Source organism: Brevibacterium picturae (assembly GCF_900105045.1).
Lineage (GTDB): Bacteria > Actinomycetota > Actinomycetes > Actinomycetales > Brevibacteriaceae > Brevibacterium > Brevibacterium picturae.
On sequence record NZ_LT629739.1, the window covers coordinates 2,070,084 to 2,095,295 of the forward strand.

General features: G+C 60.7%; 19 protein-coding genes and 3 pseudogenes. 13 read left to right on the plus strand and 9 right to left on the minus strand.

Translation table 11 applies throughout. From position 1 onward, the window contains the following. Positions 1–4 precede the first annotated feature (4 nt). On the minus strand, positions 5–412 hold the full coding sequence (locus tag BLT92_RS09695) for a VOC family protein (protein ID WP_092105211.1): 408 nt from the start codon (positions 410–412) through the stop codon (positions 5–7). Positions 413–660: 248 nt separating this feature from the next. Between BLT92_RS09695 and BLT92_RS09700 the strand changes: the two genes are divergently transcribed. From BLT92_RS09700 to BLT92_RS20435, 6 genes are all read left to right on the plus strand, one after another. Then, a complete protein-coding gene (locus BLT92_RS09700) occupies positions 661–1,449 on the plus strand; it encodes an ABC transporter ATP-binding protein (RefSeq protein WP_231939123.1) in 789 nt (262 codons plus the stop codon). Between the two features lie 8 nt (positions 1,450–1,457). Beyond that, positions 1,458–2,819: an FtsX-like permease family protein gene (locus BLT92_RS09705; protein WP_231939124.1), complete on the plus strand. Its 1,362-nt coding sequence runs from the start codon at positions 1,458–1,460 to the stop codon at positions 2,817–2,819. Between the two features lie 41 nt (positions 2,820–2,860). After that, positions 2,861–4,243 carry an FtsX-like permease family protein gene (locus tag BLT92_RS09710; protein ID WP_092105215.1) on the plus strand — a complete coding sequence of 461 codons (1,383 nt, stop codon included), beginning with the start codon at positions 2,861–2,863 and terminating at the stop codon, positions 4,241–4,243. A 147-nt stretch (positions 4,244–4,390) separates the two neighbouring features. Next, complete coding sequence (dnaB, locus tag BLT92_RS09715) at positions 4,391–5,728, plus strand: replicative DNA helicase (RefSeq protein ID WP_092105217.1); 1,338 nt, start codon at positions 4,391–4,393, stop codon at positions 5,726–5,728. A gap of 222 nt (positions 5,729–5,950) precedes the next feature. Further along, entirely contained in the window at positions 5,951–6,652 is a 702-nt protein-coding gene (locus tag BLT92_RS09720; RefSeq protein ID WP_157691407.1) for a TnsA-like heteromeric transposase endonuclease subunit, read from the plus strand. Beyond that, positions 6,649–7,071, plus strand: coding sequence for a hypothetical protein (locus BLT92_RS20435; RefSeq protein ID WP_157691408.1), 423 nt, complete (start codon positions 6,649–6,651; stop codon positions 7,069–7,071). The genes BLT92_RS09720 and BLT92_RS20435 overlap by 4 nt, the downstream gene beginning before the upstream one ends. Here the strand turns inward: BLT92_RS20435 and BLT92_RS09730 are convergent. The 3 genes and pseudogenes from BLT92_RS09730 to BLT92_RS09745 all read right to left on the minus strand — a co-directional run bounded on the left by BLT92_RS09730 (position 7,043) and on the right by BLT92_RS09745 (position 10,766). Beyond that, positions 7,043–8,232, minus strand: a protein-coding gene (locus tag BLT92_RS09730) for an IS3 family transposase (protein ID WP_092105223.1) whose coding sequence is annotated in 2 segments (ribosomal slippage) — positions 7,043–7,945 and positions 7,948–8,232 — 1,188 coding nt in all. Because the reading frame shifts where the segments join, the coding sequence is not laid out codon by codon here. The two genes, BLT92_RS20435 and BLT92_RS09730, sit on opposite strands and share 29 nt — an antisense overlap. A gap of 793 nt (positions 8,233–9,025) precedes the next feature. Beyond that, positions 9,026–9,599 (minus strand): annotated as a pseudogene (locus tag BLT92_RS09735) (ATP-binding protein); the annotation flags it as partial. 396 nt (positions 9,600–9,995) lie between these two features. Further along, on the minus strand, positions 9,996–10,766 hold the full coding sequence (locus BLT92_RS09745; RefSeq protein WP_092105225.1) for a TetR/AcrR family transcriptional regulator: 771 nt from the start codon (positions 10,764–10,766) through the stop codon (positions 9,996–9,998). 61 nt (positions 10,767–10,827) lie between these two features. Between BLT92_RS09745 and BLT92_RS09750 the strand changes: the two genes are divergently transcribed. The 3 genes from BLT92_RS09750 to BLT92_RS09760 are packed head-to-tail and all read left to right on the plus strand — an operon-like array spanning position 10,828 to position 14,686. After that, a complete protein-coding gene (locus BLT92_RS09750) occupies positions 10,828–11,610 on the plus strand; it encodes an ABC transporter ATP-binding protein (RefSeq protein WP_092105227.1) in 783 nt (260 codons plus the stop codon). Next, on the plus strand, positions 11,607–12,419 hold the full coding sequence (locus BLT92_RS09755; RefSeq protein ID WP_092105229.1) for an ABC transporter permease: 813 nt from the start codon (positions 11,607–11,609) through the stop codon (positions 12,417–12,419). Before BLT92_RS09750 ends, BLT92_RS09755 begins: the two co-directional genes overlap by 4 nt. Further along, the gene (locus tag BLT92_RS09760; protein WP_092105231.1) at positions 12,416–14,686 is read left to right on the plus strand and encodes an ATP-binding cassette domain-containing protein; all 2,271 of its coding nucleotides are present in this window, start codon (positions 12,416–12,418) and stop codon (positions 14,684–14,686) included. The genes BLT92_RS09755 and BLT92_RS09760 overlap by 4 nt, the downstream gene beginning before the upstream one ends. Positions 14,687–14,890: 204 nt before the next feature. Here the strand turns inward: BLT92_RS09760 and BLT92_RS21250 are convergent. Next, a pseudogene (locus BLT92_RS21250) lies at positions 14,891–14,971 on the minus strand (multicopper oxidase domain-containing protein); the annotation flags it as partial. A gap of 250 nt (positions 14,972–15,221) precedes the next feature. Here BLT92_RS21250 and BLT92_RS09770 point away from each other — a divergent pair. The 3 genes from BLT92_RS09770 to BLT92_RS09780 are packed head-to-tail and all read left to right on the plus strand — an operon-like array spanning position 15,222 to position 18,208. Further along, positions 15,222–16,208, plus strand: coding sequence for an ABC-three component system protein (locus tag BLT92_RS09770; RefSeq protein ID WP_092105233.1), 987 nt, complete (start codon positions 15,222–15,224; stop codon positions 16,206–16,208). 7 nt (positions 16,209–16,215) lie between these two features. Beyond that, positions 16,216–16,425, plus strand: a complete 210-nt coding sequence (locus BLT92_RS21255) for an ABC-three component system middle component 8 (protein ID WP_407922880.1) — start codon at positions 16,216–16,218, stop codon at positions 16,423–16,425. Beyond that, positions 16,412–18,208, plus strand: coding sequence for a DUF2326 domain-containing protein (locus tag BLT92_RS09780; RefSeq protein ID WP_092105237.1), 1,797 nt, complete (start codon positions 16,412–16,414; stop codon positions 18,206–18,208). Before BLT92_RS21255 ends, BLT92_RS09780 begins: the two co-directional genes overlap by 14 nt. 634 nt (positions 18,209–18,842) lie before the next feature. Here BLT92_RS09780 and BLT92_RS09785 read toward each other — a convergent pair. The 3 genes and pseudogenes from BLT92_RS09785 to BLT92_RS09795 all read right to left on the minus strand — a co-directional run bounded on the left by BLT92_RS09785 (position 18,843) and on the right by BLT92_RS09795 (position 21,837). Next, positions 18,843–20,306: pseudogene (locus tag BLT92_RS09785) on the minus strand (NAD-dependent succinate-semialdehyde dehydrogenase). Positions 20,307–20,503: 197 nt separating this feature from the next. After that, complete coding sequence (locus BLT92_RS09790; protein ID WP_092105239.1) at positions 20,504–21,370, minus strand: alpha/beta fold hydrolase; 867 nt, start codon at positions 21,368–21,370, stop codon at positions 20,504–20,506. 47 nt (positions 21,371–21,417) lie between these two features. Then, positions 21,418–21,837 carry a hypothetical protein gene (locus BLT92_RS09795; RefSeq protein WP_092109078.1) on the minus strand — a complete coding sequence of 140 codons (420 nt, stop codon included), beginning with the start codon at positions 21,835–21,837 and terminating at the stop codon, positions 21,418–21,420. 151 nt (positions 21,838–21,988) lie between these two features. Between BLT92_RS09795 and BLT92_RS09800 the strand changes: the two genes are divergently transcribed. Beyond that, positions 21,989–23,035, plus strand: coding sequence for a LysR family transcriptional regulator (locus tag BLT92_RS09800; protein WP_092105241.1), 1,047 nt, complete (start codon positions 21,989–21,991; stop codon positions 23,033–23,035). Positions 23,036–24,376: 1,341 nt separating this feature from the next. Here the strand turns inward: BLT92_RS09800 and BLT92_RS09810 are convergent. After that, positions 24,377–25,063, minus strand: coding sequence for a helix-turn-helix domain-containing protein (locus tag BLT92_RS09810; protein ID WP_231939125.1), 687 nt, complete (start codon positions 25,061–25,063; stop codon positions 24,377–24,379). Positions 25,064–25,212: the final 149 nt, after the last annotated feature.

The following is a 25,212-nucleotide window of genomic DNA, read 5'->3' on the forward strand; positions in this document are numbered from 1 at the left end:
CACCTCAGAGCTCCGGCTCGCCCTCTTCCTGGTGGATGAGTTGGATCAGGTTGCCGACGGTGTCATCGAGGACCGCCGTGGTGACCGGGCCCATCGTCGTCGGTTCCTGAGTGAAGGTGACACCGAGTTTGGTCAGGCGATCGTACTCGGCCTGGACGTCGTCGACGGCGAACTGGTTGATGGGGATGCCGTCGGCGGCCAGCGCCTTGGTGAAGGTGTCGGCGGCAGGGTGGCCCTTGGGTTCGAGGACGACTTCGACACCGCCGGGATCCTCCGGGGAGACCACCGTCAGCCAGCGGAACTCGTCGCCGACGGGAACGTCGACCTTCGGGATGAAGCCGAGCCTGTCCGTGTAGAACTTCAGGGCCCGAGCCTGATCGTCGACCGGAATGCTGATCCACTGTGCCTTCATGATGTCTCCTCAGTCATAGTTGCCTTCTCCAGTCATAGTTGTCTCTTCGCGGTCGCGGGTTGGAGCGGAGCCTTGAGACCATTCCCTACGCGGTCACCATAGGCAGGTGATGGCCCGCAGGTCCATCGCATCGTCGTCCAGGAGCGCCTCACCCTTCAGCTTCCCCCGCTCGAAGGGTCGGGTTTTCCCTGCCCAGGAGGTGGGAGGACTTCATGGTCGCGCAAGGCTGATTGCGAAAACATGGAGACATGACAAACACACAGCTTCCCGCGATCATCACATCGACGAACATCAGCAAGCACTACAGCCAGACCTATGCGCTCGCCGGAGTCGACCTCACCATCGGCCTCGGCGAATCCTTGGCCATCATGGGACCCTCGGGGTCCGGAAAGACCACGCTTCTGCACTGCCTGGCCGGCATCATCCGCCCCGATGAGGGCAATATCCGTCTCCTGCCCACCGACCGCAGTTCCGCTGCGGAGATCACCTCGTTGAAGGAAGCCGGGCGCACCGCACTGCGCCGCGAGGTCTTCGGCTTCGTCTTCCAACAGGGATTGCTCCTGCCCGAACTGACCGCCGTGGACAATGTGGCGCTCGCCGCAATGCTGGCGGGTATGAAGCGCCCCGACGCGACCGAACATGCCCGTGCATGGCTCCAGCGCCTCGGACTGGCCGAACACCTGAGCAAACGCATCGGACAGCTCTCCGGGGGACAGGCCCAACGCGTGGCCATCGCCCGCGCCCAGGTCACCCAGCCCGTGGTCACCTTCGCCGACGAACCCACGGGTGCCCTGGACTCCGCCACCTCCACCGAGGTGCTCTCCGAACTCCTCGCCTCCACCACCGGTCGCGGCTCCACCCTGGTCGTGGTCACCCACGACGAGACCGTGGCCGCCCGCTGCTCCCGCATCGTCCGTCTCGCCGACGGCCGGATCGTCTCCGATTCGGCGAACCAGGCTCAGCAGGCGGAGCCGACCCGCTATGAAGCGCCGGCGCAGCACGTGCAGAGCAACCAGTACGTTCAGAACAACCGGTGATGCCGACCATGAATATTCTTCCCGTCGTACTGACCAAGCAGTCGTTGACCTCAACCACCTCGAAGCTCGTCGCCATCGCGTTCTTCGCGTGCTCGGCCCTCTTTCTCACCGTCGCCGGCGGAGCCTGGGCGTTCAACGACCGACCCGAGGTCTCCGGATACGCCGAGGTGGGCGACCTCTACCGCATGCTCGCGATCCTGGCCACGGTCTTCCTCATCGTTCCCGCAATCAGCTTGGGAGTCGCCTCGGCGAAGCTCAGTGCCCGCAGGCAGGACGAACGCCTCTCCACGCTCTCCCTGCTGGGAGCGAAGCCCGGCACCGTCCGGCTCCTCGCGGTCGCCGAGCCCTTCATCCCCGCCTCGGCAGGGATCATCGCGGGCATCGCCGGGTACTTCCTGCTCGCCTACCCGCTCAGCTCCCTCGTCTTCACCGGTGAGCCGCTGGGGTACTCCGCACTCCTCATGCCCTGGTGGCTGCTCGCCGGAGTCGTCGTCGTGCTGCTCTTCGTCTGCCTGTTCGCAGCACTGCTCGGTCTGCGCAAGATCACGGTCTCGCCCCTGGGCGTGCGCACCAGGTCGTTGGCACGGAAATTCCCGGTGGCTCGGGTCATCGCTGTCGTCGTGCTCGTTGCGGGCATGATCGGTGCTCTCGTCTTCTCCCTCGATCGGAATCAGCCGACGATGGTCTTCGTCGTTGCGAGCATCATCACGATCGGCATCGCGCTTCTGCTCATCAACGTCATCGGCGTCCTCGCCATGCGCATCCACGGGTGGTTCAGTCACCGGATCGCCCGCGGGCCGACGGCAATGATCGCGGCGTCGATGATTGCCGATTCCCCCGCTCAGTACTGGCGGCGCGTGGCCGGTCTTGCGATGATCACCTTCATCGCAGTCGTCGGTGGCGCCGGCGCGGCGATGATGCGGGCGAATCAGGGAGATCTCACCGCCGAGGACAAGGCCATCATGGGCCCGTACCAGTACATGGCCGATGACATCTTCACCGGACTCATCCTCACTCTGGCCATCGCATTCGTCTTCATCGTCATCTCCGCGACGATCAACCAGGCCGCAGACATCCTCGACCGGGCATCGACCTACCGGGAGCTGCACTCGGCGGGGATGACGCGCACAATGATGCACCGGGTCACCGTCAATGCCGTCATGTCACCCATCGTCCTCGTCACCCTCGTGTCCCTGGTCCTGGGCGGAATGCTGGCAGCTCTCATGGCCTCGGCGAGTGACCTCGGCGATCCTCTGACCATCGCCTTCGTCGCATCGGTGCTCGTCGGCGGCGTGGCGATGGTGTGGCTGGGGCTGCAGTTCACCCGCCCGCTCGTGCGACGGGTCACTGCTGTGACCGCCGCAGCCTGAGCACCCCTGCCTGAGCATCCCTGACCGAAAAGGAGATCGACATGCCAACATCAACTCGAGTCGTTCCCCTCGTCCTGGGACGCGCAACGCTGACCTCGCCGAGTTCGATCCTGGTGATGAGCGCGTTCTTCGCCTGCGCCTCCCTGTTCCTCACCGTCGCCGCCGGGGCCTGGATGTTCTTCCAGACCCCGGCCAGCCCGGGCCCGGACATGGCGGGGATGGACTTCATGTACAAGTTCCTCGCGAGCTTCGCGACGATCCTGCTCGTGATCCCGGCGAGCACCCTGGCGTCCGCCTCGGCGACACTGTCGGCTCGTCGACAGGACGAACGGCTGTCCACGATGTCGCTGCTCGGTGCAAAGCGCTCTGCCATCGTCACCCTCGCGGTGGCCGAGCCGCTGGTGCCCGCGATCTGCGGCATCGTCCTCGGTGTCCTCGGCTACCTGGGCCTGGCGTGGCCGGTGAGCCTCATCCACTTCATGGGCCATCCCATCGGGTACGAGAACATGCTTATGCCCGCGTGGCTCGTGGCCGCTGTGGTCGTATTCCTCATCCTCGTATGCATCGCCGCGGCGCTGATGGGCCTGCGTAAGGTCGCGATCTCACCGCTGGGTGTGCGCACCAAGGCCCTGGAACGGAAGTTTCCGGTGGTTCAAGTCGTTCTGGCGGCCATCGCGATTGTGCTCCTGCCGGTGGCCGTGTCGCTGACACAGAGCGGAGGGCTTGGAATGGGCGTCCTCCTCTCCGTCATCATCGCTATGTTCGTCCTCGGGCTGCTTGTCGTCGACCTGGTCGGCGGGCTGCTGATCAGGTGGTTTGCCTACCTGAGCGGCAACCGCGCGCGGACACCGGAACGACTCATCGCCGCGCGGCTGGTCTCCGACGAACCCAAACGGTTCTGGCGCCGAGTCTCCGGTCTGGCCATGACCGCATTCGTCGCGGCCGTGGGCGGTTCGGGCATCTCCCTCATGCAGATCGGCCTCGACGCGGGTGACGAATCTGGTGCCCAGATGACGGACGCCGACCGGTTCCTCCTGCAGGACATCTTCACCGGAGTCATGCTGGTGATGGCCATCTCGATCCTCCTCATCGCCGTATCGGCCCTGATCAATCAGGTCGCGGACATCTACGACCGGGCAGACACCTTCCAAGACCTCTATGCCGCGGGAATGGAACCGGAGACCATGCACCGGGCGATGGTGAGAGCGGTTCTGGGACCGGTCATGTGGGTGTCGCTGCTGGCCGGCGGGCTCGGTCTCGTCCTCGTGCTGCCACTGGCCGGGGCCGCCCTGGTGCTCAAACCGATCACCTTCCTCACGATTCTCGCGTCAGTGGTCATCGGTATTCTCATCATCAGATCGGGACTGCAGCTGGCGAAGCCGATCCTCGTTTCCGTGGCGACGGCAGGTCGTTCACGGGAGTGAGGGCGGCTTTCTGAGCATCCCGGAGTGAGCTTGTGCTCACACCCGGATATCCCCGCCGAGGTGGGTCTGTGGGTTCTCGATCCAGGTACAGTTGGAGGGCGCTGACAGCGGGTGTCCACCGACGAGGTTCGAGGAAGAGGAAGACGATTGAGCAACAATCAGGGGTATGACGGGCTGAGAACCCCGCCGCAGGATGTCGAGGCGGAGCAGAGCGTCCTCGGTGCGATGCTCCTGTCCAAGGATGCGATCGCCGACTGCGTCGAGTCCATGGCCGGCGATGACTTCTACAAGCCGGCTCACGAGACCATCTACGAGGCCGTGCTCGACCTGTATTCGCGCGGTGAACCCGCGGACTCTGTGACGGTCGCGAACTATCTCACGAAGACTGGTGACCTCTCCCGCGTCGGTGGTGCGGCGTACCTGCACACGCTCATCTCCTCCGTCCCGACGGCCGCGAATGCCGGCTACTATGCCGCGATCGTGCGCGAACAGGCAGTGCTTCGGCGCCTCGTCGAGGCCGGCACTCGCATCGTGCAGATGGGCTATGACGCCGAAGGTGACACCGATGAGGTCGTCAACTCGGCGCAGGCGGAGATCTACCAGGTCACCGAGCGTCACACCACTGAGGATTATGTGATCCTCTCCGAGATCCTCGGCGATGTCGCGCAGGAGATCGAACGCAATGGCGACACCGATGGGATGACTGCTGGTGTGCCGTCCGGGTTCACCGAATTCGACCAGCTCACCAACGGTTTCCACCCGGGCACGATGATCGTCATCGCCGCTCGTCCGGGTGTCGGCAAGTCCACTCTGGCGCTGGACTTCATGCGCTCGGCGGCGATTCACAACGGTCAGGCCGCAGTGTTCTTCTCCTTGGAGATGGGCAAGAACGAACTCGTCATGCGTCTGCTGTCCGCGGAGTCGGAGATCCCCTTGCAGAACCTCCGCCGAGGTGAGCTCTCCCCTCACGATTGGACGACCTTGGCCGCAACAGAGTCGCGCATCAACGATGCCCCGCTGTTCGTCGACGATTCGCCGAACATGGCGTTGACCGAGATCCGTGCGAAGTGCCGACGCCTGAAACAGCAGCACGATCTCAAGATGGTCTGCGTCGACTACCTGCAGCTGATGAGCTCCGGCAAACGAGTCGAATCACGTCAGCAAGAGGTCTCCGAATTCTCCCGTTCCCTCAAGCTGCTGGCCAAGGAGCTCGAGATCCCTGTCATCGCGCTTTCGCAGCTCAACCGTGGCAGCGAGCAGAGGACGGACAAGCGGCCGATGATCTCGGATCTGCGTGAGTCCGGTTCGATCGAGCAAGACGCTGACATGGTGCTGCTGATCCACCGTGACGACATGTACGACAAGGAGCACGAACGCGCCGGCGAGGCCGACATCATCGTCGCCAAGCACCGTGCCGGTCCGACCGCGGACATCTCCGTGGCCTTCCAGGGAGCGAAGTCCCGGTTCGTCAACATGCCGCAGTAGGCGAGCGCCTGTAGAGATGCCTTCTACTTTGTACAAATGCTTCGATACATTGGTTACGTCAAAGCTGCGTTTTTTGCTTGACGGAAGACGGTGTGTCATGTATTGACCTAGCTCGGGCCAATGTGTTCGACTAGAGAGAAAGGTCACTCTTCCCCCGCAGCGTGTGCTAGATCATCGATGGCTAGTGGGGTGTTCAGTGCGTTTACGAGATCGATCATTCTCATGACCACAGACTCACAGTGGACGTTCAAAGTCGGTGGTGCCCTTTGCAATTGGCTGTGGGCTAATGGCGGTCCCGACATTACTCGCCTCGAATCAGTACGGAGCCCCACGTCTACGGAATACTCGCGCCATGTACCGGTCCATGCTTACTCAGCAACAATGAAGCGGGTCTTACCCCTTGAGTCTGGGCTGGAGTTTGAGTTGGTTTTGTGGCTGGACCGCCGATCAGACGTGGAGTGCTTAGTCCCGCAACCGTGTCGAATCACTTCGAGCGAAGGGGTGCGGCACGTACCTGATCTTCTGGAGCGTGACCTCGACGGCAAAGTCACAGTTTGGGACGCTCGTCCAGTGACCCGTCAGGACGCAGAGTTTTTGTCTCGAGCCGCTCTGTCGGAGCGAGCCTGCAATGTAGTCGGCTGGAGCTACAGAGTATTCGACGGGTTAACGCATTCTGAGTCGCAGAATCTGCGTTGGGTTTCTGGCTATCGCCGAGCGCCCGAATGGATTGAAGGAGCGCGGACTGCGCTGGCACAGCTGCTGATCGACGGTGCGGCTATCGGTGATGTGTTGGATTCTGACGACCAAGACGGACACATGACTGCTGCGATGTGGCACCTGATCTGGGCAGGACACGTATCCATCGATTTCAATTGTCCTTGGTCGAAGAATACGCAGTTCCGCTGGAACGGAGCCCCGAAGTGAGTACCCGTACGGAATTGTATGAGGGTGCGCTGATACTCACCGATAAGGGTCCTCGCATTGTCGTTGGATTGACCCCGACGTCATTTGTGACACGTGGAATCGACGGTGGCATTGAAGAGATCGATTGGCGAGAGGTGGAATCGGCCCGCGAAATTTTTGAAGGTCGAGTCGAAGCCGTCAGCTATTCAGTCACCGCATCTTGGGAGGGCCTTGGTACTGACGCTAAGGAGCAAGCACTTGATCGGCAAGAAGTGGTACTCGAAATTCTCACCGGCTATGCCCGCGGACATGCTGCTTTAGCCCGTGATGGTGAACCATTCTGGCCCTTCGACCCGAAAGATCAGCACTCATTGAGAGGGACTGATGCAAAGAAGGGTGACAGCGTGAGTGTCATGCTGCGAGAGCAGCTGGCTCTATGATTGCTTCGTACTCCACTGGTGTCAATCGACCCAACCGGGCTTGTCGACGACGTCGGTGATATGTCCGCTCGATCCAGGTCACGATCGCGATTCTCAACTGATCCCTGGTGGCCCACCGGCGACGGTCGAGAACGTTCTTCTGCAACAGAGCGAAGAACGATTCCATCGCGGCGTTATCGCCAGCCGCGCCGACTCGTCCCATCGATCCGATGATGCCGTGGCGGTCCAGTGTGCGAGTGAATTTCTTCGATCTGAACTGTGAGCCTCTATCGCTATGCGTCACACATCCGGCCACGTCACCCCGCCTGGTCACAGCCATCTCGAGGGCATCGACAGCCAGCCGAGCCTTCATCCTCGAGCTGATCGAGTAGCCAACGATCCGCGCCGAGTAGGCGTCCTTGACCGCGCACAAGTACAGCTTGCCCTCATCGGTATGGTGCTCCGAGATGTCGGTCAGCCAGAGCTGATTCGGGGCATCGGCTCGGAACTCGTGTCTGGTCTTCCCATCGGCGTCGACAACCGCGCACAGATCGTCGTGGACGGGCGGGCCGGGTTTCTTCCCGTTCTTGGCCCGGCCCTTGCCGAAGGCCGAGAACCAGGCATTGGTCGAGCACAACCGCCACGCGGTGCGCACCGCCATGGGCTGGCCACTCGCTTCGGCTTCGTCAGCGAGGTACCGGTATCCGAACTCCGGGTCATCACGGTGGGCATCAAAGAGGGCGTTGGCCCGATACGCCTCGGTGACGTCGGCTTCGGGAATCGGTGCTTCCAGCCACCGGTAGTAGGGCTGGCGGGAGAGCTTCAAAACCCGGCACGACACCGCAACGGGGATTCCGTCGGCGGCGAGCTCTCTCACGAGCGGGTAGAGCCTTTTGACGGCAGATTCGCCTGCGATAGATTAGCGGCGGCACGGCGTAGGACCTCGTTCTCCTGCTCCAGCAGGCGGGTCCGCCGACGCAGTTCTCGCAGTTCGGTTGATTCGTCGGTGGTGTTGCCGGGTTTGTTGCCGGCATCAATCTCGGCTTGGCGGACCCATTTGGTGATGGTGGCTTCGTGGACGCCGAAGTCCTTGGCGATCTGGGCAATTGTTGTGTTCTTGTCGCGGCCCATCACGACGCGGACGACGTCATCGCGGAATTCTTGTGGGTAGGGCTGTGGCATGGTGTCTATCCTTCCAGGCTTGCTTGTGTACAAGCCAGATTAGATGTCACCAAACCCTGCATCAGTCCCATCGTTATGAACAACGCGACCTGGGCAATGGCAGCGAAGGAACTCGGACTCCCGCCTGAGGTAGGACCAAGGACAGCGCGAACAGTCCACCAACGCCTCATTGCTGATTCGAGACAACTCCACTTGGCTATTACAGCGATCGCTGGCGAGCTTGACCGCTCACGTGACTGGCGGGTGGAAGAGGATCGAGTACGCGAACTCAATGACTCTCGCGACACCTGGGTGCAGGCCTGGCTGCACGATCGAATGCCAGGCAGTCGTATGAGTAGTGCCCCATATGCGGTGACTTACCGTTGGATACACGAGGCGTATGGTTTGCTGATGACTACACCAGCATGGTCGGTCCCTCCCGGGCCTGACGCGAGAGCGAAGTACCGAGCTTTTGAGAAGAGAATAGCCGAGCAGACCCAGCTATTTCGCGGGCGCTATCAGCACCGCGTATATGCCAAGGATCGCTTTTGACACGACGGCGGTGAACGCGGTGCCGACCTTGTTTGGACTTGCTGTTGAACGGGTCAAGTCCCTTTTCGTGGTGTTGTTTTCCGTGTCACCATCTTGCCTAATTCCTCTACTGCATCCGGGGCGATCCACTGCATCTAAGCCGCATGGCTTCGCCGGTTTCGTCCGACACCATTTGCCGGTGAGTTCTGACACCACTCGGGCCAGATCCACGCCGGTGATGTAGGTCTGCGTCGACACCACTGCTCGGGCGTACGACCTCCGGTCAGCTCGTCTGCTTCTTGGTGGTCTGGGCCAGGCGATAAGAGTCGGTGCCGGTCTCCAGGATGGTGCCACCGAAGGTAAGCCGGTCGACGATGGCCGCGCACAACCGGGGGTCGGTGAACGTCTTGGTCCATCCGCCGAAGGACTCGTTGGACGCGATCGCGACCGAGGCCTTCTCCTCACGCTCGGTGAGGACCTGGAAGAGGAGTTCCGCACCGCGGCGGTCGAGCTGCATGTAGCCGAGCTCGTCGATGCACAGCAGGTCGACTAGGCCGTAACGGGCGATGGTCTTGGCGAGGGGCAGCTCGTCGGCTGCTTCGACGAGCTCGTTGGCGAGCTGGGTCGCCAGGGTGTACTTGACGCGGTAGCCGGCCATGGCGGCCTCGGTGCTAAGGGCGATCAGCAGGTGCGATTTCCCGGTGCCGGAGTCCCCGATCAGACATAGCGGCTGGCCCTTGTGGACCCATTCACCCTTGGCAAGGGTGTGCACCACGGCGGGGTCGATGTTCGGGTTGGCTTCGAAGTCGAATGCCCGGCAGGTGCTTTTGCGGGATGAACACTGCCGCGGGCTCCCGACCGGCCTCGATTCGGATCTCCCGGCGTCGGGTCGCGACGTAGTCCTGCACCATCCCGTATGAGACTTCGTGGGCGTCGTGCTCGTCCAGAAGCCGATCGAAGATTCGTTTGTCGGTGGGACGCTGCTTGCGCGGAGCATCCAGATCGTCCCGCAGCCAGGAATCGATCACCCCGCGGTGTGGATCGATCCTCGATCCACGCTTCGGCTGTGGCTTGCGCGGCTCCGGCCACGCCGAGGCCTGCGCGGCAGCCACTGTCCGGTACCCCACGCCGTGCTTGCGCTGCAGGGCGCGGTTGGACATCCCGGCGCGGGCATCGCGCCGGATCGCGGAGTACAGGTCGACCCTGGACCTACCCGCCGGCACGGACACGCCCGTCTTGGGTCGGGCCGGGGGTCATCGGCCATTGCCGGAGGTTGGTGTGTCGAGGCGTTTTGCGATGCCGTCGAGAATCAGGCCGACACCACGCCGGTAAGCACCTTCCGGGTCGTTGGCCTTGCCGGTCAGGTCGCCGAGAGAACGTGAGACGCGCCAGGCGATCGGGAACCGAGCCTCGTCGCCGATCGCCGCGGTCAGGGCCGGCTCAATGTTCGACCACCAGTCAGTGTCTTGGTCTTCACCCGGTGCTCTGGAGCGTTGCACGGCGAGAGTGGCCCGGGCGGTTCCGTGCACTAACGAGAGCAAGGCGGTGAGGGTGTGCTCCATCTCGACGTCGGTCAGTCCGATTCCGTCTAGGGCGCGCAACTCGGTCTCGTACTTCGTCGAGGCCCCTGGTCCGGGGACGGGACGACCGGCGGCGAGGTCGGTGATCCAGGGATGGGCTTGGCAACTCGCCCAGTTCGCTTCGGCAATCGCAGTGACGCGTTCCCGCCAGTCCGCGCCCTCGGGAATCGTGACGGCCTCGTAGATCACGCCTGCGACGTGATCGAGCATGAGCTCGACGAGTTCGGCACGGCCTCCGATGTGCGGATACAGCGCCATCGCGGTGACCCCCGCTTCCTCGGCCAGTCGCCGGATTGTCAGGGCGTCCAAGCCTTCTCTATCGGCGAGGTCGACTGCCAGTGCGGTGACGCTTTGGGTGCTGATCCCGCTGCGTGGGCTCACCGACGAGTCACGCCAAAGCAGCCCGATCAGGTTGAACTCGTCCACGTCCGTGCGCTTGGCCATCTTTGTCCTCCTCGAACTCTACGTTGTAGAATACACTGTAGAACGCGATGAGAGGAACAGCATGGATGTCGAGATGAGCCCACACGGTTCGATCCGGGTCGAGGCGGTGCGCAAGACCTTCTCGAAGCGGGACAAGCCAGCGTTGGCCGGGGTCGATCTGCGCGTCGGCTCCGGCCGGGTGTGCGCACTGCTGGGGGCCAACGGTGCCGGCAAAACGACCCTGGTGCGGATTCTGACGACGCTGACGGGCATGGACTCCGGCACTGTGCGCGTCAATGGCTGGGACGTGGACCGCGATCCTGCACGGGTACGGGCATCGATCGGCGTCGTGGGGCAGTATGCCGCGCTCGACGAGGTGCTCTCAGCCAGGGAAAACCTGGAACTGTTTGCCCGGCTGATCGGACTCTCGCGTACTTCGGCCCGGTCACGGGCAGCCACGCTCCTGGAACAGGCGGGCCTGAGCGAGCACGGCGGGCAGAAGGTATCCGGGTTCTCCGGTGGCATGCGACGTCGCCTGGACCTCATGACCTCGATGATCACCAGTCCCGCCGTACTCCTCATCGACGAGCCGACGACCGGCCTCGATCCGATTGCCCGTCGCACGATCTGGAACATGGTGCGCTCGTTGGTGGACGAGGGTACTACCGTCCTGTTGACCACGCAGTACCTGGAGGAGGCCGACGAACTGGCCGATGACGTCGTGATTCTGCGCGAGGGTTCCGTAGTCGCCACCGGCACCCCATCGGACTTGAAAGCACTCGTGGGAGAGCCGCGGATGGAACTGCGCGAACCCACCCTCGAAGACGTCTACCTGCATCTGCATCAAGGAGGCGACGCAGCATGAGCGCCACGACGATCGAGCACCACGGTCCGGCCACGGGCAGCATTCTGCGCGAGGCCGTCATCCTGACCGGCCGCGCGATGCGGCACTGGCGGGCGCGACCGATCACGTTCAGCATCCAACTGCTGTTCCCCGTCTTGGTCATGCTGCTCATGGGCGGCCTGCTCGGCGGGGCGATTGCCGGCACCACAGGCGACTACATCGTCTTCGTCGTGCCGGGCATCCTCGCCTTCACCGTGCTCTCGGGAATCGAGACGACGATCACCGCTGTCACCGGAGACGCCGCCAAGACCGTCACCGACCGGTTTCGCACCCTGCCCATCGCCCGCGGTTCGGTGCTGCTGGGACGGGTGTTCGCCGACATGCTCACCGCCGCCGTGGAACTCGCGGTCGTCACCGCCGCAGGACTGCTGCTCGGTTGGAGCCCCGAAGCCGGCCTGGTCGAGATCGTGCTCGCCTACGTCCTGCTGCTGTGGCTGAGGTTCGGATTGCTGTGGGCCGGCGTCTGGATCGGGTTGAAGGCCGGCACACCGGAGGCGGCCACGACCGCCCAGCTAGCGATCTGGCCGGTGGCGTTCCTCTCGACTGTGTTCGTCGATCCGCGCACGATGCCGGCCTGGCTCGGAGCGGCCGCCGAATGGAACCCCCTGTCGGCGACCGCCTCGGCGGTGCGCGAACTGCTGTCGGGCACCGACCTCACCGGCGTGACCTTCATCGCCGACCACGCCGTGCTCTTCGCCATCGGCTGGCCGCTCGCGCTGACCGCGGTGTTCATCCCACTTGCTATTCGTGCCTACCGGAGACTGTCATGACGACCACGACCCACGACGTGATCCACGTACGCGGAGCCCGCCAGAACTCGTTGAAGGACATTGACGTCGACGTCCCCAAGCAACAGCTCGTGGTCGTCACCGGCGTATCCGGCTCAGGCAAGTCCTCGCTGGTGTTCGACACGATCGCGGCCGAATCAGCGCGCCAGCTCAACGAGACATTCTCGGCGTTCGCCCAGGGCAGGCTCCCCAGCTACGCCCACCCCGATGTCGACCTGCTGGAGAACCTCTCGGCCGTCATCGTGGTAGATCAGCAGCGCCTCTCCGGCGGCCCCCGCTCCACGGTGGGGACCATCAGCGACATCGGCGCACGTCTGCGGCTGCTGTTCTCCCGCATCGGTGAGCCGGTCGCTGGTTACTCCAACGCCTATAGCTTCAACGACCCCGCCGGCATGTGCCCGAACTGTCAGGGGCTCGGCGTCGCGGCCTCGGTCGTGGAGTCCGAACTCGTTGACGACGATCGATCCCTCAACGAGGGAGCGATCACTTTCCCCAAGTTCAACCCGGGAACCTGGCTCTGGAAGGCCTACGCCAAGTCCGGATTCTTCGACCCGGACATGAAGATCCGTGACTACACCTCCGAGCAACGCGAGCTGTTCCTCTATGCACCGGCCGGGGAGCACACTCCGCCGGCTGGGATGGATGCAGTCGGTACCGCCTACGAAGGCCTCGTCACCCGGTTCAACCGCATTTACCTGCAACGCGAGCCCGACTCGTTCAAAGGCGCCCAGCGTGAGGCGTTCGAGCGGATCGTCTCCCGCGGACCTTGCCCCGAATGCCACGGCTCCCGACTCGCCGCGCCTGCCCGAGCCAGTCTCATCAGCGGCAAGTCGATCGCCGACCTCAGCGCGATGCAGATCAGTGACCTCGCCGAGCACGTCGCGAAGATCGACGGCGACGCCGTGGCACCGCTGGTCGCGAACCTGCGCGTCCACCTGGAACGGATGATGACCCTCGGGCTCGGCTACCTCAGCCTCGACCGGGCCACGTCCACCCTCTCCGGGGGCGAAGCCCAACGGATCAAGATGGTCCGCCACCTCGGCAGTGCCCTGGCCGACATGCTCTACGTGTTCGACGAACCCACAGTGGGCCTGCACCCCCGCGACGTCGCCGCGCTCGGACAGATGCTTCTTGCCCTGCGCGACCGCGGCAACACCGTGCTCGTCGTCGAGCACGACCCCGACATCATGGCCATCGCCGACCACATCATCGACCTCGGCCCCGGAGCCGGATCCTCCGGCGGCCAGATCGTCTACCAAGGCGACTACGAAGGACTCACCCAGGCCGACACCCCCACCGGGCACGGGCTCCGCGAGCACCGGCGCGCGACCCGCACACGACGTGAACCCGACGGCTGGATCAGCATCGACGCTGCCACCACCAACAACCTCCAGGACGTCTCCACCCGCATCCCGCGCGGCGTGATGACCGCCGTGACCGGAGTCGCCGGATCGGGCAAATCCAGCCTGATCCTCGGCAACCTCCCCGCCGCCGAACCCGACGCGATCGTCATCGACCAACGCCCCATCCGGGGATCACGCCGCTCCAACCCAGCCACCTACACCGGCCTGCTCAACCTCATCCGTGACATGTTCGCCAAGACCACCGGAGCACCAGCCGGGCTGTTCACCCCCAACTCCACCGGAGGATGCCCGGCCTGTGAGGGCAACGGCGTCATCTACACCGACCTCGCCTTCATGGAAGGCGTGATCACCCGCTGCGAAGTCTGCGAAGGACGACGGTTCACCCCACAAGCCCAAGAACATCAAGTTGCCGGCAAGAACATCGCCGACGTGTTCGAGATGAGCGTCACCGACGCAATCGACTACTTCACACAGCCCGCCATCGGGCTCAAACTGTCCCGGCTCCACGACGTCGGACTCGACTACCTCACCCTCGGACAGACCCTCACCAGCCTCTCGGGCGGCGAACGTCAGCGACTCAAGCTCGCCACCGAACTCGGAACCCCCGGTCGCACGATCGTCCTGGACGAGCCGACTACGGGATTGCACATCGCCGACATCTCCCGGCTCAACGGGCTGCTCGACAGGCTTATCGATGCCGGATCGACGCTCATCGTGATTGAGCACAACCTCGACATCATCGCCGCGGCCGACTGGATCATCGACATCGGCCCCGGGGCCGGACACGACGGCGGACAAGTCGTCTACGAGGGAACACCAGACCAGATGATCACGGACGGCGGGACCCACACGGCCGAACACCTACGAGCTCAAGCGAAACACTGATACGGTAAGGCCAGCCGCACTGCCTGGCTCCGGCCTGTCCTCACCACCGATCACCGACGTCCAAGACAGACGATCTTGAGCCGGTCCTCAGCTCGAGATTAAGCGGTGTCAACTCTGGCCGACACCCTCCCAAGCCATAGCCCGGGTGGTGCTGGCGCTGGGCGACAAACGGTGTCGGATGAGACCGCCGTAGCCACCCGCATCTCAGACGACCTCGAAATTGGTCATCATCATGTCTTCGTGTTCGAGGTTGTGACAGTGGAAGACGTACTTGCCGCGGTTCGCCGCCCGCCTGCGAACTCATAGCACCGCACCGGGCGGCGAACCGCGACGGCAGATGAGCTGGGTCGCCCAGCCCGAACTGCGCCGGTGGTGAAGCTGCCGCGGTCGGTGCAGTGGTGAGATCGCCAAGGCGCGTCGTCCAACTGGGCATCCTCGCCCTCAGCTAGGATTGACAACGAGAGACTGCACACGCGCACCTGAGCGAACGGCGAAGAGCAAAGCACGAACTAGTAAGTAAGAGGGAGTGATTCCGATGAAGTACGCATACGAGAATCTCTCCCCTGACCAGTTCGAAACGTTGGTCACTCTGATATGTCAAGAGCTTCTCGGGATCAGCGTGCAAGGGTTTGCCACAGGGCCAGATGGCGGACGCGATGCAAGGTTCGAAGGGACCGCGCAACTCCATCCGAGCATCTCGGACCCTTGGAAAGGCCGTGTGGTGATTCAAGCAAAACACACGAACGGTCTTAATAAGTCTTTCACGGAGTCTGAGTTCTACAGCGCAACGAGCAAGACAAGCGTCGTTGCCGATGAGATCCCGAGAATCACATCACTGAAAAACTCGGGCGAACTCGATCATTACATGCTTTTCTCGAATCGAAGATTAACCGGGAATGGAGAGTCTGAAATTCGTCGGGCTATCTCCTCGACTTGCGGAGTTCCCAGTGGCTCTATATATCTTTGCGGGGTTGAGCAGATCGAGCTTTGGCTGAAGCGCTTCAGAAGCATACCTGAGATCGCGGGGATCGATCCCATTGACTCTCCACTAATCGTCAGCCCGGAGGACATAGCAGAGATCGTTGCCGCGTTCGCCCAGCATCGCGACGGGATGGTGTCAATACTCGATGATCCGCCCACCCCGCGAGTTGATCTGGCGACGAAGAATCGACTGAACGGGATGAGTGACGATTACTCGAAGGCGCTCCGGCGTAAATACTTGAAAGACACCGAACAGATTCGGGAGTTTCTCGCCGCCCCTGAAAATGATGAGTTACTTAGCGCCTATGAGTCAGCAGTCGACGAATTTGAGTTGCGGATCATCGCCCATCGAAAGGACTATCAGTCCTTCGACCAGGTTATGGACTACCTTATCGACTTGCTCTTTGAGAGAGACCCCATACTGAGGCAAAGGCAACACAAGCGTCAGACTAGAGCATTGATCTTTTACATGTACTGGAACTGTGACATTGGAGCGAAGGGAGACGACAGTGTTGAGGCCGACGAAACACTCGCATCCTGACCGAACAGTGCTCAACGTTGCTCTCATAGCTCTGGAAGTCCTCAAGCGCAAGCGACTCGAAGACTACGACACCCTTCGTGCTACGGCTAAGAAACGAGTGGCCGGAGGCGATGTCTTGTTTCTTCCGGCAGTGAACTTTCTCTACCTAATGGGTCTCATCGAGTACCGCTCGAAGACTGACTCGTTCGAGTATGTAGGTCCCAATGAAGCTGTCTAGAATCTACTCGAATCGCGATGAGGCATTCACTCCGATCGACTTTAATGATGGTCTGAACGTTGTTCTTGCGGAGATCCGTGTACCGGAGAACCGTAATAAGGACACGCATAATCTGGGTAAGACTACCCTTGGCCTACTCCTCGACTTCTGTCTACTCGCGCGGCGTGACGCGAGGATGTTCCTGTTCAAACACAAGGAGCTGTTCGACGACTTTGTCTTTTATCTCGAACTTGAACTTGGGTCAGGATCTTACGTAACGATCCGAAGGGCGGTTGAGGAAGCATCCAAGATTAGCTTTAAGCGACATGCGTCACCTGGCCAGGATTTTCAGCACTTGCCCGAAGAGCAATGGGATCATTACAAAGTCGCGTTCGACCGATCTAAAGCAATCCTGGACGGCCTTCTAGATTTAAGCGCCGTTCGTCCTTGGGACTTTCGTAAGGGCCTGGGTTACTTTTTGCGTACCCAGGACGATTATTCTGACGTTTTTCAACTTAAGCGATTCGCGTCCGAGCATGCGGATTGGAAGCCATACGTGGCTCACATCCTAGGTTTTGACGCTCAGCTGATCTCTGACTTTTACGAGCGAGAGGCGCGGATCGATACCCTTCGCGCGGACGAGAAGACTATTCAGTCCGAACTCGGGGGTTCCATTGAGGATCTTGGTCGGATCGAAGGTCTTTTGCTTCTCAAGCGACAGCAAGCGGAGAAGCAGCAGGTAAAGCTTGATAGTTTCGATTTTCGTGATCAAGACAAGACAAAGACAAAAGACCTTGTCGAACAGATCGATCAGGAAATCGCCGATCTGAACGCCGAACGATACACGCTTATGTACAACAGGAAGAAGATACTGTCTTCCCTGGATGATGGAGAGATGGCGTTTGACCCGGAGCGCGCTGCGCGTCTCTTTGAGGAAGCTGGCGTGCTTTTTGGTGGACAGATTAAGCGTGACTACGAGCAGTTGATCGCGTTTAACGCGGCGATTACTGAAGAGCGTCGTGGCTACCTGCTAGAGGAGAAAGCGGAAGTTGAGTCTCGACTCAAGGAAGTGGGAGCAGAGCTCAATCGACTCGGCAAGCGTAGATCCGAGACTCTGTCTTTCTTGAGCGACACCGACGTTGTGCGCAAGTACAAGGAAGCCTCAGATGAGCTAGTCGAGCTACGTTCGGACGTCATCTCCCTGACCCGGCAACGCGAGCATCTCCAGACTCTCCAAAGGCTGCGATCAGAGATCCGCGATGCTGTTGAAGAGAAGACGCACTTAGAATCAGCCTTGGAATGGGAGTTCGAAGAGAAGAACGGTCCAGGTACTGACAGTGTCTATCGGACTATCCGGCTGCTCTTTGACGAGATAGTTGAGGACGTGCTTGATCAGAATGCACTGCTCACGGTGTCGCTGAATCAGCAGTATCATCCGGAGTTTGAGGCCGAGATTCTTGATGAATCAAGGAATGCTACGAGTGCGCAACGGGGTCACACATATAAGAAACTTCTGTGCATTGCGTTCGACCTGGCAGTGCTTAGGGCACACCTCGGTAAAGGTTTCCCCGCGTTTGTTTTCCATGATGGGGTGTTCGAATCGCTGGATAAGCGCAAGAAGTCGAACCTTCTTGATGTGATGCGAGAATACTCGAATCTTGGAATACAGCAGATCGTCACGCTTATTGATACGGATATGCCCCCCGACGTCGACGGCACGCCAGTCTTCTCCGAGGATGAGATTGTGCTCAGGCTTCACGACGAAGGACCTCAAGGTAGGCTCTTCAGACTGCGCTCCTGGTAGCGCGAAGCGTCGCATGGGCCTATCCGCCGGGTTCGCGGCTCGCACCGTCAATTCCGGTGGAGAATTGTAGTGTCGATTAAGTCTACTTCTTGGGTCAGGTGTGTTGGTGGAGTTTGAGCCACGAGGTCCTTGGTGTGCGTCCACACGGTCATCCGATGCACGTTGAACCGCCGACAGATCGAGACCACGCTCTCGCCGTTCGCGCGGGCAGATCGGATAGCGTCCACTTGGCTGTCCGTGAGGGGTGTTCCAGCTCGTCTCCTCGCTCACGTCTCCGCCCATAGGACTGATGCCCTGCTACATTGGACACTGCTCACGGCGTAAGGAGACAAGTGCAATGTACAAAGGCGTGTCGTGTGCAAAGTAGCACGCATCTCTACAAGCGTGGTGTAGAGATGCCTTCAAGATTGCCCAACTTCCTCGGAAGATTACCTTGGTCAAAACCGGCGAAAGTCCTTGACTGGAAACATTGCGGCGTTCATGAGCACGAGGCTCAAACCTACTTTGCGCATCAGCCCCAACTCGCGATCACTTATCGTGTTGTGGTTGCTTTCAGCACGATCCTGACTTGGCTACATAAATAACGGAGACACGCCCCAAAGGTTGCCTGCACTCAGCGGACCTAAGGCTTCCGTCACGCGTGCAGGGCGACGTATTTTGTATCAAGATATTCCTCGATGCCCTCATCGCCACCTTCGTGGTCGTATCCGCTTTGTTTTCGGCCTCCGAAGGGGGCTGCCACGTTGGAGAGTACTCCGCGGTTGATGGCTAGCATGCCTACTTGCAGGTTCTCGCTGAGCCGGTGGGCTGTGTCGAGGTCGCGGGTGGAAGAGATAGCCAGCCAGGCCGTAGGGTGATTCGTTCAAGCCTGCGATGAGCGCGGTTTCGTCATCCCAGGTGACGATGGGAGCGACGGGACCGAAGATTTCTTCTTGTATCAAGCGCGCGTGGTCTGGGACGTCGCCGAGCACACTTGGGGAGCAGTAGCTGCCCGTGGACGGAGTGTCGAGGCAGCTGAGGGTGCGTGCCCCTTTATTGATAGCGTCTTCCACGAGTTCTTCGACTTTTCGGACGGCACGGTGGTCGATGAGAGGGCCAACGGTGGTGGAGGTGTCCGAGCCGGGTCCGACGACGAGTTCGTCGAAGCGTTTCGCGAGAGCGGTGCTGTACTGATCGGCGATATCGCGGTGGGCGTATATGACGTTGGCTGCTGTGCAGGCTTCGCCGTTGTTGCGGAGCTTGGCTTTCACTGTCTCGGTTACTGCTCGATCGATGTCCGCGTCCTTACAGACGATCAGTGGAGCGTTGCCGCCAAACTCGAGGGACAGGCGCAGCACGTTTTGAGCGGCTTGGGCGGCGAGAATTTTTCCTACTTCGGTGGATCCGGTGAAGGAAAGCTTTCGCAAGCGGGCGTCTGCCGTAAGTGCAGCTACGACCGAGGGCGAGTTGCTAGTGGGCAGGATCGAGAGTACGCCCGCGGGTAGTCCCGCGTCCACGAAGATGGACCCCAGCGCGTTCATCGATAGGGGTGTGTGGGTTGCTGGTTTGACGATCGCCGTGCATCCGGCTGCGAGGGCGGGGCCGATTTTGCGCGTGCCCATGGCAAGGGGAAAGTTCCAGGGTGTTACGAGCAAGCAGGGCCCGACCGGTTCTTTCAGGGTGAAGATACGAGAGTCGCCGTTCGGTGCAGTCCGCGTCATACCGTTGACGCGGATGGTTTCTTCGGAGAACCAGCGGAGGAATTCGGCAGCGTAGATAACCTCGTCGAGGGATTCCTGTCGAGGCTTGCCCATTTCGAGGGTGACGAGCAGGGCAGGTTTTCGGCTTGCTCGATCATCATTTCGTATGCGCGGCGCAGAACGGCCGCGCGGTCTTGGGGTGCGGTGCGTTTCCACGATTCCTGGGCGTGGGAAGCGTCGTCAAGGGCGCGCATTGCATCCTCGACGGTGGCGTCTGCGACAGAGAGGAGAGTTTCGTCAGTAGCCGGGTCGATGACATTAAATCGACCTTGGTCAGAGGCCGGCACGAACTGGCCGCCGATGAGTAGGCCTGTGGGGACCCGGGGTAAAAGAGTAGAAATTGTGTCCGGTGTGTTCATGAGAGGTCCTCGTCAGGGCAGGTAGGGCAAGGTGCAGATGCGAAGCAACGTGGGTACTTGATGGGACGGATGGCAGGAGTGTGCGAGCCGCGGACCGGCTTTGTTGAGGGGTCCGCGGCTCGCCGCCAGTGAGTGGGTGTCGCCAGTTCTAGGTTGAGGGGGGCGACGCAGGTGCCACCGATGTTGCTATACGTGACTCAGACGCTCGTCGTAGACCTTTTCTGGTCCTTGACGATTTCGAGCGCCCGCTTGAGATAGGTCGCGAACACGGGGTGGTTTTCACTCATCGGGAAGTGGCCGATTTCCTTCATTTCGATGAATTGCGCGTTTCGGATTTCGCTGGCGGTCCGGGCTCCGTCTTCGGGAGTGGTGAGGTAGTCGTACTCACCATTCATGATGACGACAGCGCATTGGCCGGTGTCGATCTCTCCGAGCTTCCCGCGCAGGTCGTGGTCCACGGAGTAGAAGTGCAGGTCGCCCTTGAAGGATTCGGAGCCCTGGGAATAGTAGAACCAGGTCTTCCACCGGTCCGCGTCGGGTGATTGTGGAGCCATGAGGTCCCACGTTCCGCTCGCACAGACTTGGGCGGCGTTGGCATGAGGGTGGTGCCACCAGTCCAAATAGAATCCTGGGGAGTAGTCTGCGCCTTCGACAGAGATCACCGCGTCGAAGCGCTCCGGGCTTCGATGGGCGAGCTGCAGTCCGATGTTCCCGCCGAAGGAGGATCCCATGAAGATCGGGTTCTCCAGTTCCAACGCGTCGCATAGAGCGGTGATGAAGTTGGCGTAGTGGTCGGCGGTGAGCTTGTATTCCTCTTTCCACCATTCAGCGTTTTCCGGCGGGTCGGACTTGCCGTGGCGCGGCAGATCGTAGGCGATGACCCGGTAATTGGCGGTAACTTCTTCATCTTCCAGCAGTCCACGCCACTGGTGGTTATGAGCGCCAGCCGTGTGCTGGCAGATGAGCGGCTGGCCGGTGCCGTTTTCGAGGTAGAACACCTTGTATTCCAGTCCATCGACGTCGATGGTGACATAGTGCCCGGTGACTGGTGAGATTTTAGACATTAGTATTACTCCTAGGTCAGTGATTGAGACAGGGAACTTCGGCTTGTTCAGGGTGCGAGGCAGGGGACTCCCGTGGTGCGGAGCAGTTCAATCTGACGGGTCACGCAACGCAGATTCTGCATCAGCACGAGGATTTCGCCTTCCAACCGCATGTCTCGCTGGAATGTTGCAGACCAAATGCCATGGAACATCGGTTTTGGCATAGGCTGGGCGAATTCCCGCCAGGTGGCTGAACTTGCCTTGATTGCGAACTGGTACGCGGCGTCCAGAGGACCGGGATCAACGGCGATCTCGGCAACTTTGCCAGCGTTCATCCGTATGACGAAGAGGTGATCCTCCATGTCCAAAAGGTAGGAACATGTGAAGTACTTCCCGTGCGCATCGATCTCGGGATCCTGATCGTTGGCCTGGGTGAAAGCCTCAGCCCATTCCTGAGGCGACATCGTTGTCTTGGTGATAGCAGTCATGTTGTGGTCCTTATCGCCTAACATTTGATTTCGTGTCATTTGCCACTTCTAGTAGAGCGTGGTCTGGATCACGAAGTCCAAGACTCCTTTCCAATGTGGCGATAGGCACAGGCTATTGGCCAACGCAAGGTTGTAGTCGTATCGTTAGGCCATGCAGCCACCCTTCGAGTTGCGGGTTCTGCGCTACTTCGTCGCTGTCGCTGAAGAGTTGCACTTCGGACGCGCTGCCGCCCGGCTCCACATCGCCCAGCCGTCCCTTAGCGTGCAAATTCGGAATCTCGAACGCTCAGTGAACACGCCCTTGTTAATCCGAAGTAATCGCGGAGTGACCCTCACCGCCGCTGGAGAAGTCCTTTTGGGGCATGCTCGGGACCTCCTGATGGCTGCCGAGGTAGCAGCAACCCTCACTAAGCAGGCAGCGCGAGAGCCCAAGCGAAGGCTGGTTGTAGGCTTCCAGGCAAACGCCGCTGCGGAGCTCACTCAGGCCATCATGAAGTCCTATCGCCACAGTAACCCGCGTGTCGAGGTAGAGATGCGTTCTTACCCCTTCGACGACCCGACTGCGGGGCTAGCGGACGGCAGTTCCGACGTCGCGTTCGTCCGGCCGCCACTGCCGGTATCCAATAGTCTCCGGATGGCCACCCTGTTCACCGAGCCCAGGATTCTGGCGGTATCCGAAGCATCCGACCTTGCTTCCCGACCCTCGGTCCACGTCGATGAGCTCCTGGAGGAGCCCTTCGTAGCTCGGAATTCCCCTGACCTGTGGAGGGACTTTTGGTTGGCTACTGAAGCTCGCCACGACCAAGCGCCGATCATCGGCTCGGAGGTCAACTCAGTTGATGAGTGTTTCGAAGCGATCCTCAGCCAAAGGGGCATCGCCTTCACTCAAGCCTCCACCCAGCGGTTCTACAGCCGACCTGGCCTGTCCTTCGTCCCCGTGACAGGGCTCTCGCCTTCCACCCTCAGTGTCGCGTGGCGGCAGGATAACGAACACTGGGCAGCACGAGCCTTCGTGGAAACAGCCCAGTTCACGGCGTTGAGCACCCCGCTCCCGCAGACGTTCCAGCTATCTGGTTCGAGCCTCGAACAGGTCGGCACCTCAGCTGAGCCTGATGCCCGGAACTGCGGTATGCCTACTATATCGACGCAACCAAGTCAGAATTACGTCAAGGACGACCGCCGTAAGACAGGCGATTGAGAGTTTGTCGTATTGCCTCTTTAATCCTCACCACCGCTTTGCATAGGCAAGAGTCGCTCATCGATACTGCGTTTCTTGACTGGAAACATCGCGCTATTTGCCTGCACGTGGCTCCCACCTACATTGCGCAACACGCCACCCAGAACGCCCTTTGTCCAAAGTCTGCGGGCGTGCCGAGTGCACTGTTCGAAGCATCTCTACAACTGTGGATGGCGCCCTCGAATCGTTAAAGAGGAACTCCTCGCTGAGAGAACGCGCCTGGCGATAGAAAATGACTCGATTCCTCCCGGCATCTCGCGCAACTAGTGCGACGGGTTCACCACTGTTGACCAACCGAAGCGCACTGCGAATCTGGCTTTCGGTGACCCGGCGGTTCGGCGAAAGCGCGCATGTTCTGGGTTGAACGGCCTGACTGGTCGAGCGTGGCGATGACGAGAAAGTCACCATCGATGAGCGCCTCGAACGCCCGGTCAGATTCAAGTCGTGAAGCTCGTGCTCCAGAGACGCCGTGGTCGATGGAAAGATCATCTCGCCTCACGCCCGCGGCAAGGAGGTCAAATTGGTGTCAGTCAGTTTATTGTCACGAGGTGATACGCGAGCGTATCAGTCAGTTTCGCCGCGGCAGCGCTCCAATGTGTCTCATATCCAACTGTGAGTACACCGATTCAACAGTCAGGTTATGAGGCTTAGATATAAGAGTCGCTCGCCTGACTAACAGTGCTTAGAACACGCGGATTCGGTTCGACTGGGACGTTCAAGACCGGAGGGTCGATGAGACGTTTCCTATCCCTAGGGATACGAGACGCGCCCGAGCAGTGGAACGGAGTAGCTTTCACCGAACCGTAGGGGAGCGATGACTGCAACTTGCGTGGGAAGCGATCGAAGCTGCTATATTCGCTCGCCAACATGTATGTCCTGTTATTTGTAGCTAAGATCACCGAACAGAAATAGTTGAACGATCGAGGAGGCGGCTCAGGTGGCAATGTGAGAAGATTTCGGGTTCAGAGACAATCTGGATACCACTCCGCCCTTGTCTGGAACACCCGAAGGTTCCCAGCTTCTAGTAGGGCGTGATGCAGAAGTAGCAAGACTTCACGCACACTGGAGTGCACTGGATACACATGCGTCGCTCGAGGGAGACAACGGTGTTGGCAAGACAAGCCTTGTCGCCGTTGCAGCCTACAGGGCTATGGTGGCCCATTCGCTGGGTAAGAACCAACAATTGCTTCTCCCGTTAGTCGAATCATTTCAGATGAACTCGGGCGAAGATCTCGAAGAACAAATCCTGCATTCCAGTGAATCGCGCTGACGGCGGAGCTTGCGCTCTCGTTCCGGCCCTGTTCAGTGTGAAGATGTCGCCGGACGGTCGCCGTCGGAGTCCGATGTGCGATCCTGCGACACGAACACGGAGAGGAATCGAACCGGTGCCGTGATGATACTTGCCGGGCCATGGACTCCTTCGCTGTCGAAGAGCAGGCTGTCGCCGGTCTCCATGCGAAACGTGGATTGTTGGTGCTGGTAATCCATGACCCCCTCGAGGACGTACACGAACTCCGAACCCATGTGTTGGAACAACGGGAACGGCTGACTGTCCTCCGTCAGCGTCACCAGGAGTGGCTCGAAGAGACCGTGGTGACGAATAAGCTGGCCGAGCAGCAGATAGTGATGCCCCAGGTTGCTCCCGCGGCGCACGGTCTCAGGGGCACGGCCGGCCTTCGCGAATACCGCCTGGGTCTCATAGTCGGCGGCACGGAAGAGACTGGTGACCGGAATCTCCAGGCCCTTGGCCAAGGCATCTACCGTCGCGAGGCTCGCCGAAGTCTGGGCGTTCTCGATCTTCGACAGCATCTGTCGACTGATACCGACCCGGGCCGCCAGCTCCGAGAGCGTCAATCCGCGCGCAGACCGCATCTGCCTCGTGCTTTCCGCGATCGCCTGCTCAAGCGACTTCGGCGGCGGCGACAGCGGTCGCCCACCCTCGACTTGCGGGCTCAGCTCATGCCCCGGCGGATGATCATTGAGTTCCATGGTGTCATGCTTTCAGAAGAAGTCGTTTGCCGCTGACAATTGCCGCTGACAGAAGGTCTGTGAGTGCGATGCGCTCCGCACCGTAGGCGGCAGGACGGGCCTGGATGCGTTCGAGCCCATAGTAGTGCGGCTGAGCTGCGCAGAGCATT